10 protein-coding genes are annotated in these 8,104 nt (G+C 61.4%); 6 read left to right on the forward strand and 4 right to left on the reverse strand.

The features are described from left to right. The 4 genes from J0I64_RS07365 to J0I64_RS07380 form a co-directional block, all read right to left on the reverse strand. On the reverse strand, positions 1–1,077 hold a 1,077-nt coding region (locus J0I64_RS07365; RefSeq protein ID WP_291406948.1), incomplete at its 3' end, for an aminotransferase class V-fold PLP-dependent enzyme. Positions 1,078–1,085: 8 nt separating this feature from the next. Next, positions 1,086–1,376: an SH3 domain-containing protein gene (locus J0I64_RS07370; protein WP_291406949.1), complete on the reverse strand. Its 291-nt coding sequence runs from the start codon at positions 1,374–1,376 to the stop codon at positions 1,086–1,088. 569 nt (positions 1,377–1,945) lie between these two features. After that, on the reverse strand, positions 1,946–2,353 hold the full coding sequence (locus tag J0I64_RS07375; RefSeq protein WP_291406950.1) for a hypothetical protein: 408 nt from the start codon (positions 2,351–2,353) through the stop codon (positions 1,946–1,948). Continuing rightward, positions 2,354–3,064 carry a S24 family peptidase gene (locus J0I64_RS07380; RefSeq protein ID WP_291406951.1) on the reverse strand — a complete coding sequence of 237 codons (711 nt, stop codon included), beginning with the start codon at positions 3,062–3,064 and terminating at the stop codon, positions 2,354–2,356. Between the two features lie 227 nt (positions 3,065–3,291). Between J0I64_RS07380 and J0I64_RS07385 the strand changes: the two genes are divergently transcribed. From J0I64_RS07385 to J0I64_RS07410, 6 genes are all read left to right on the forward strand, one after another. Beyond that, the gene (locus J0I64_RS07385; protein ID WP_291406952.1) at positions 3,292–3,612 is read left to right on the forward strand and encodes a helix-turn-helix domain-containing protein; all 321 of its coding nucleotides are present in this window, start codon (positions 3,292–3,294) and stop codon (positions 3,610–3,612) included. After that, positions 3,609–3,794 carry a hypothetical protein gene (locus J0I64_RS07390; protein WP_291406953.1) on the forward strand — a complete coding sequence of 62 codons (186 nt, stop codon included), beginning with the start codon at positions 3,609–3,611 and terminating at the stop codon, positions 3,792–3,794. Before J0I64_RS07385 ends, J0I64_RS07390 begins: the two co-directional genes overlap by 4 nt. A gap of 8 nt (positions 3,795–3,802) precedes the next feature. Continuing rightward, entirely contained in the window at positions 3,803–4,672 is an 870-nt protein-coding gene (locus J0I64_RS07395; protein WP_291406954.1) for a ParB N-terminal domain-containing protein, read from the forward strand. A 4-nt stretch (positions 4,673–4,676) separates the two neighbouring features. Further along, positions 4,677–5,141 carry a hypothetical protein gene (locus tag J0I64_RS07400; protein WP_291406955.1) on the forward strand — a complete coding sequence of 155 codons (465 nt, stop codon included), beginning with the start codon at positions 4,677–4,679 and terminating at the stop codon, positions 5,139–5,141. Beyond that, a complete protein-coding gene (locus J0I64_RS07405; RefSeq protein ID WP_291406956.1) occupies positions 5,138–7,426 on the forward strand; it encodes a DDE-type integrase/transposase/recombinase in 2,289 nt (762 codons plus the stop codon). The genes J0I64_RS07400 and J0I64_RS07405 overlap by 4 nt, the downstream gene beginning before the upstream one ends. A 79-nt stretch (positions 7,427–7,505) precedes the next feature. After that, a partial coding sequence (locus J0I64_RS07410; RefSeq protein WP_291406957.1) for an ATP-binding protein occupies positions 7,506–8,104 on the forward strand: 599 nt, incomplete at its 3' end.

Genomic DNA, 8,104 nt, shown 5'->3' on the forward strand with positions numbered 1-8,104 from the left:
GACATCCGGGTACTGCTCGGGCTCGATGCCGTAGCGCTCGAAGAGGGTCTTGTGGACCTCCGGCGGGTTGCATTCCGGGATTGGCATGGCCGCCATTTGCGGAGCACGGAAAGCTTCGGCGCTGAGCGGGGGCAGGCCGGTCATTGCGGCGACGCGATCCGCAGTTTCGCGGGCAAGGGCGCTGCAATGTTCGGTAATGGCCCACCAATCATTCTCGGCGCGGAATTTAAGCGCCGCCGGAACGGCGAGCCAGGGGGCGGGGTCGCGGGTGCCCTGCATCTCGATCTCGTCGACGAAAGGCGAGTTGCCGAAGGCGCCCTGGGCGCCCGGCTCCTTCGACTGCGCGGTCCAGCCATGGCTGATCACCAGCGGATTGAGCAGGCTTTGGACCTCCGGGCGCGCGTGAAGGAACGCCGAGCCCTTGGGGGCCATCATCCACTTGTGGCAATTGCCGGCGTAAAAATCGGCCCCGAGTGTATCGAGCGCCAGGGGGATGTGGCCGGGCGCGTGGGCGCCGTCGATGACGGAGATGATGCCGCGGTGACGGGCTTCGGCAATGGCGCGCTTGATCGGGAAGACGAGGGCGGTGGCCGAGGTGATGTGGCTGAGGAACAGCACGCGGGTGCGCTCGGTCATGGACGCGATCAGTGCGTCGGTGAACTGCGCTTCGGTTTCAAGCGGTGTGGGGATTTTGGCGACGACGATTTCGGCGCCGGTTCTGCGGGCGACATAGGCCCAGGTTTTCTCAAGCGCCGAATATTCGTGATCGGTGGTGAGGATCTGATCGCCCGGCTTCAGGTCCAGTGACTGAGCAACGATGTTGAGGCCGGTGGTCGAATTGGTAACGCCGACGATATTTTCGGCGGTGGTCCCAAGCTCCGCCGCGAGGATTTCGCGGGGCAGGCGCATGTTTTCGGTCAGCCTGCGGCCCAAAAATTCGACCGGCTCGCGCTCGAGTTCGAGCTGCCAGGCCTGGTAGGCTTCAAACACCGGGCGAGGGCAGGCGCCGAAGGAGCCGTGGTTGAGAAAGGTCACGTCCTCGCGGAGGAGAAAGTGGCGGGCAAGATTGTCTGACATGGGGTGGTTTACCAGCCTGGTCCGGAAAAGTCGGGCGGGGTGACGCGCATTTTTGCCGACCAGCCGACCAGCCAGGAGGCATCGACCCAGCCCGTGTCGGTGACGAAGCACCAGCGGTCGTCGCGGGTGCAATATTCCAGGGTCACATTGGTGCCGTTCGGAATGCGGGCGACGACGGGATAGAACGAGCCCGGGCCCGTGCGCACGGCGATATTGCCGCCGGAGACGCGGGCGGTGGGTTCGGCGAGAGCCGGGGTGATGGTGAGGGCAGCGAGGGCCACGGCGAAGAGGATGCGCATGGCGCTACTCTTGCCTCTCCACGGTGGCGCTTGCAAGGCGGGGTTTTCAGTCGCGGATGGGGCCTTGAGCTTGATTCCGCCGATCCGCTCTACGTCGCCGGCAACGACGCCGCCAGCGTTGGCTTGGTTCGAATTCTTGGTGAGCTGCGCATGCGCCACGGAGGGGCAGACGTGCCAAAACGCCGCCCGGCCTTTGGGGCCTCACGGGGACACGGGTAACGGGCGGCCATTGGCCCTTCTGGACTAGGGTAGAGCGAGCCAAAGGCCGCCCGTCACGGATCCGGAGTTTTCAGTGGGTCCGGTTCAGGCGCTACCATTCTTTCAGGCGCGGCTGCCGCATTTCACATCCCCACCCGAAGAGGCGCCCCCCTTCACCGGCCATTCCGCCCGGCCCTGCTGTAATGCGCAACATCACATGGCATTGCCCAGCGATATCCGGGATTAAGCGGGATTCAATGGGATCAATCGGGAAAATGGCCCAAAAACCGGGATAAAACGGGCTTTCAAAGCGCCGAAAACAGAAACGGCGCCCGAGAGCGCCGCGCAAGTTCAAATGGCATTTGCCGCCACTAGTAGACGACCTTGGTACCGTCCCCGAAAACCGCCGCATGAACGCAAACAGTGCCTATCATGGATAACCGCGCACCATTCGCCAGTCGGGCTTCGAACGTGCTAATCCGCGTCTCTACAGACTCCCCCGGCGGGATACTGATGTCGCGGTCCAACGCCCAGATACCTACCTCTGCACCAAGCTGATCCTCGAAGCCGACCGTCGCGTCCACCATGCGGATGGCGGCAGGCCCTTGATTGGTCAGCCTCAGCAATACATTGGCGCCGAATGCATCGGCCTCGGCTGACCACTCTTCCAAGGTCAGCAGGTCACCATTTCCTCGCGAGCCGCACTCCGACGCGGAGGCCGCACCCACTATCGCGAACGCGCAAAACAATGAGAATAAAAATACGGGGCGCATCATCACCTACAGTTTCTGTCCGGCCCACACAACCTGACCGGGAATTCGAAGACGGTCTAGTTGTTGGATATCAATCACTTCGGTGGGGTACTCGGGATTAATTGACTTTAGTTCGATGGTTCCATCAACTCGGCGGTTTATCAGCTTTACCAGGACGTCCCCGTCAAGGACGATGATGTAGAAGCAACCCGACCGGATCAGCTGATCGGGGCGCATGTCCACAAGCATGATAGCGCCGTCTTTGATAACTGGGTCCTGACTATTTCCCCGGCAAGTGACCAGCCCCACAAACGCGGGCGAAAGTCCCATGTCGTGCAGCCACTCTGTCCTGAAAGCTAGGTGCTCAGCAACTTCTTCGGCCAATGCCGAGAGGCCAAAGCCTGCCGAGGCGGACACGTCATATCGTGGAACGAGCGTAAACTGCCTCATTTCCTCGCCGACATCAGCGCCATGTAAAACCTGAACGGGGTTGTGGTCGTCTATGGCCCTCAGCCCGGGCTCAGTTCTGTGCCCTGCTCCAGTGGCCAGCCACCTCAATGAAACGCCCAGCCCTTCGGCAATACGGGTCGCATTTTCCAAGCTGGGCGAACTGTGACTGTCTTCGTCCAGGTATGACCTAAGGGTACTTGGGGGAATCTCGATCAGCTTTGCGAACGCAGTGGGAGAACGGCCGTCCATGGCCTCCTTGAGCCTAGTGCGAAATCCTGTGTCAGTCATTGGTAACTCCGAAATTCGTTTCGGGGAACGACAAGGGACCCCAACACGCGAAATACTGCTTCAAATTCAATGACATGAGCGACATTTCGCGCCGCAAGACAGCATGCTCAGCCCCGAAATGCCCCGCATAGCGCGATATTTCGCTTGAGAAGCGCGATATTTCGAACGATAGTGCTGACATTCGTTATCGTTTGGCACATCAAGAGTCGAAATTTCGCGCGGACGCCATGTCAAAAGAACCTACTATCAAGACTGCCTGGGACCGCTTCGCGATTAGCGCGGAAGTGCGCCGTCGCGGCATGACCCTTACGGGAATAGCGGTGGACGCCGGTTTATCGGAGAGCGCATGCCGCCAAGGGCTCCTAGGCGTCAATCGTAAGGGTGCAGAAGCGATTGCCACTGCTCTCAAGCTGCCCTTCCGTCTCCTTTTTCCGAACAGCTATTCCCGCGGCCGTCATCGTGAGGAGCAAGCTATCCGCAACGACGGTTCCTCCGCCAGTCAAAAGCAGCACGAACGTTCTGACAACTCACAGGGCGCCGGACGATGATCCTGTCAGTCCTCGCCTCTGTCGCTGACAAAGCCATGCGCCGCCCTGAGTGGACCGAGCGTAATGGCGACCACCATGTTGTCGTCCGCGGCTTCTCTCCGCTGGACAACCTCGCTTACGGCGCAGTTGCCGCCGCCGTGATCCTTGCACCGATTGTTCTCTTCCTCGTGAGCCATCCATGACTATCGACTTGACCACCGGCGCGGCGCGGCCGGGTGACGACGTGCGCCATATTGACACCTTGCTGATTGACGTCCCTGAGGGGCGCCGCGTCCTCGATCCGGACTGGGTGTCGACCCTTGCCGCCGACTTCCGTCTCCGCGGGCAACAGACCGCCATCGAATTGATCCAGCGCGGCGACCGCTTCCAGTTGGTCTATGGGGCACACCGTTTGGACGCGGCGAAGGTAGCGGAATGGACATCAATCAGGGCGATTGTGCGCCAGCCCGGCGAGTTCATAAGCGCCGCGCAGGTCAAGCTGGCCGAGATCGTCGAAAACTTCATGCGCCGCGAGCTGAGTGTGTTGGACCGAGCGTTCGACGTCGCCGCTTGGCGCGAGATTTTCGAGGCGGTCAATGGCGAGGTTAAGCGCGGCGGTGACCGTCGCGGGAAGCAAAGTCTCAAGTCTGAAACTTTGATCGACGATGCGCAGTTGGACGCACTCAGCTCGGTCTTTGCCGACAACTTCACGGTCGCGGCTCAGAAGGCACTCCGCCTCTCCAAGGCGGCGGTGTTCCGCTCACTCAAGATTGCCCGCCTTGGCGAACATGCCCGCCAGCGCATCAGCCTGCTTTCCATCGCTGACAACCAGACCGAGTTGCTGGCGCTCTGCGAGGAGCCCTCGGCACGCCAGGCGCTCATCATCGACAAGTTGCTCGACGGCGCTGTCTCCGTCGCTGATGCTATCGGCATCATCGACAACCTGGCACCAGAGCAGCCGGCTGCGGTCTGGGAGCGGATGAGCGAGCGCTTTGCCCGGCTGCCATCAGCCGATCAGCATCAGTTCTTCACCCTCCACGAAGACGCGATCCTGCAGTGGGTCGCGAGCCGGAAGGCCTGAAACCATGGTCCGCCGCGACGATCGCACCATGGACCTGCTTGCTTGGGCGCCGCCCCAGGTGGCTGCAGGCTATGAACCGCGCGTCGCTGGCCGCGGCTCCATGGCAAATCAAATTGCTCGATTGGTTGGTCAGGCTCTCAGGGATGCGACCGATGAGTGTGGCGTCACTCGCAGTCAGGTAGCCGCGGCGATGTCCCTGGATCTTGAGCGTTCCATCTCTGAGGACATGCTCAACAAGTGGGCCTCTGAGGCCGCCACCGGGCATCGCATCCCGACCGACGCCTTTGTCTCCCTTGTGAAGGTGTTGAAGGCGAAAGACCTACTCGGATTCATCCCTGCGCAGCTCGACTACGTCGCTGTTCCGAAGAAATACGCAGACATCATCGAAATGCATCTGATCGAAGAAAAAGAACGCGACCTCGTTGCGCGAAAACACGCCCTCGCCGCCCGGCTGAGGAGCGGCTCATGAGCGCCTGGATGACGGCTGCCGAGATCGCCGCAGCTAAGCTGCCGGATTTCCCTCGAACGGAACGCGCCATTCAGTTGATGGCTAAGAGACTCGGTTGGGATCAGCACCCCGCCTATGTCCGTTCGCGAACTGGACGAGGCGGCGGATACGAATACAACATTCAGATTTTGCCGACCCTAGCACAAATGGCGCTACTCCAGCGCAACATGGTCGTGGGCGTGCCAGCGCTCGCCGAGCAGACCTCCGGTGAACAAGAAGTCTCGCCAAACCTCAGCGACCGCGCAGCCCGTGAGCGTGATGCGCGCCTAGCCATCATCGCCGAATTCGACCGCATGGCGGCCGGACTTCCGCGTCTGCGCCACTGCTCCCACCTGCAGCTGTTCATGGACAAGTACAATGGCCGGACCCTGCACATCGAAAGCTGGGTCACTGATCTCATTCCATCAATCTCGAAGCGGTCGATCGACCGTTGGCGGGCGGCGAAAAAGGCCGGCACCTCGACCAAACTTGCAGTCGATCGCTCGCAAGCCCGCAAGGGAACAGGCGTGCTCGATCTCGCCAATGACGGACAGGTCCGCACCCTTATCCTCGCCCTCCTGGCTCAGAATGCCCACTATTCCGCTGCCCATATCCGCGACCAGGTGGAGAGCGTGGTAGGTGCCGAGGTTTGGGTTCCGTATAAGGGTGCCGGAGTCGGTATGACCAAATCGGTACCGCTTCCGCCGGTCCGAACCTTCCAGCACTTCATTGCGGCGCTGAAGGCCGACCAAAAGGTGGTGCTGACCAAGCTCACCGATCCCGACAAGTATCGCAGCACCATGCTGCCGGCGGGCGTCGGTTCCCTTCGGCATATTTCACAGCCGAACATGCTCTGGCAGATCGACGCCTCGCCAGTCGACGCGCTCTGCACAGATGGCCGCCATTCGATCTACGCCTGCGTTGAAATATTCTCGCGCCGGACGATCCTACTCGTCTCGAAGACGCCACGTGCCTCGGCCGTCGCTCTCCTGATGCGCAAGGCCATTATGGCCTGGGGTGTGCCCCTGATGATCAAGACCGACAACGGCTCGGACTTCGTCGCGCGCGATACTAAGCGCCTGTTCCTGTCCCTCGGCATCGAGCCGGACGTTTCGGATGCCTATTCGCCTCAGCAGAAGGGCCATATCGAGCGGTTCATCAAGACCTTCCAGCACGATTGCGCGACACTGCTTCCGGGCTTCGTTGGCCATTCTGTTGCGGATCGAAAGGCCATCGAGAACCGCAAATCATTCTCGCAGCGCCTGGGTCAAACTGAGGCGGAGACCTTTGACGTCAAGCTCTCTGGCATCGACCTGCAGCGTATCGTCGATCGCTGGGTCGAGACCATGTACGAGCAGCGCGAGCACCATGGCATTCAGGGTCTGACGCCAGTCCAGAAGTGGAACTCGGCCAATTACCGGCCTCGCTTCGTCGATCCGCGCGCCCTCGATCTGCTGTTGATGCCGGTCGCCGGCAAGGACGGCATTCGCACCACCACCAAATTCGGGCTGCGGATCAATGGCTACCATTATGCCACCCCACATATCCTGCCCGGCGTCACTGTACTTGTGCGCCAGGACCCCGAGGACCTCGGCCATGTTCTGGCCTTCGAGGCTGATGGCGGACGCTACGTAGGCGAAGGCACATGCCCAGAGCTGGCCGGCGTACACCCCGCAAGCTTCATGAAGGCCGTTCGCCAGGTTCATGCTGAGGCGATCGCCGAGATCGCAAACCCGGTGCGCAAGATGATGCGCGAACTGGCCAAGGGACCGGCGCCGATCGAACGCGCCTTGCAGCTCGCCGCGGACCGACCGCGCGACAATGTCGTGTCGCTGCCCGAACTGGCCGAGGCGCACACTACCCGCCAGATCGACGCGGCACTCGCTGCCATGGACACCATGGCCGGCCGCGTGCCGACGATCGAGCTGGATGACGCTACGGCCATTGAGCACCGCAAGCTGATCGCTGCCTTTGAGGCGGAAGAGGCCGAGGAGCGCGCCAACTTTGGTGTGGGGCTGGAGGTCGCTCAGGCGGGCTACGAAGCGCAGCGCGCTGCCGATCTGCAGGCCGAGCTGCCCGACAACGTCGAAACTATCGACACGCCGAAGAGCCGCTATCTGCGCGCGGTGAAAACCGATCGCGCCATCGAGGCCGGCGATGCCGTGGCGCCCTTCGAGGCGCTGTGGCTCGGCCAATACAAAACCACCGACGAATACCGCGGCCACAAGGCCGTGCATGACGAATTCGGGGACAGTTACCTGACCTGAAAAAAGCGAAAGGCCCGGCTGGACCCCGGACCTTCCGAACTAACCGGCCGCAGAAGCGGCCAAGCAACAGAGGCCATTTATGACAGCGACTATCCCAGTCAACAAGCCCGTGCCGCTCAAGAATGTGAGCCTGTTCTCAACCTTGGTCACCAAGGTGGTGGAGCGCCCCTCATACCTGCCTGGCATGGCGTGCTTCTCATCGCCATCGGGCTACGGCAAATCCCGGTCCGCCGTTTTCGGTGCGAACAAGTACCGCGGCTACTATGTCGAGGTCGGCCAGTTCACTACCGCCAAGAGCCTCCTGGTAATGATCCTCAAGGAACTCGGCGTCGGCAATCCGCGCGGCAACGTGCCGGAACTGATCGACCAGGCTGTCATGCGCCTGGCGGCAGATCCGCGCCGCCCTCTTCTGGTCGATGAGGCTCATCACATCGCCCATAAGAAGTTCGTCGACCTATTGCGCGAGCTGCACGACAAATCGCAGACGCCGGTCATCCTGATCGGGGAAGAGACGCTGCCCAAAACGCTCGAGGCGTTCGAGCGTGTCCACAACCGTATGCTGACCTGGGTGCAGGCCGTCCCCCTCGACGCCGACGACTTCGGCATTCTGGCGAAAGCCATTTGCCCTGGCATCGAGATCGCATCGGACCTCGCCCAGCTGATCCTGACAACGATGAA

This window comes from Devosia sp. (genome assembly GCF_017307565.1).
Lineage (GTDB): Bacteria > Pseudomonadota > Alphaproteobacteria > Rhizobiales > Devosiaceae > Devosia.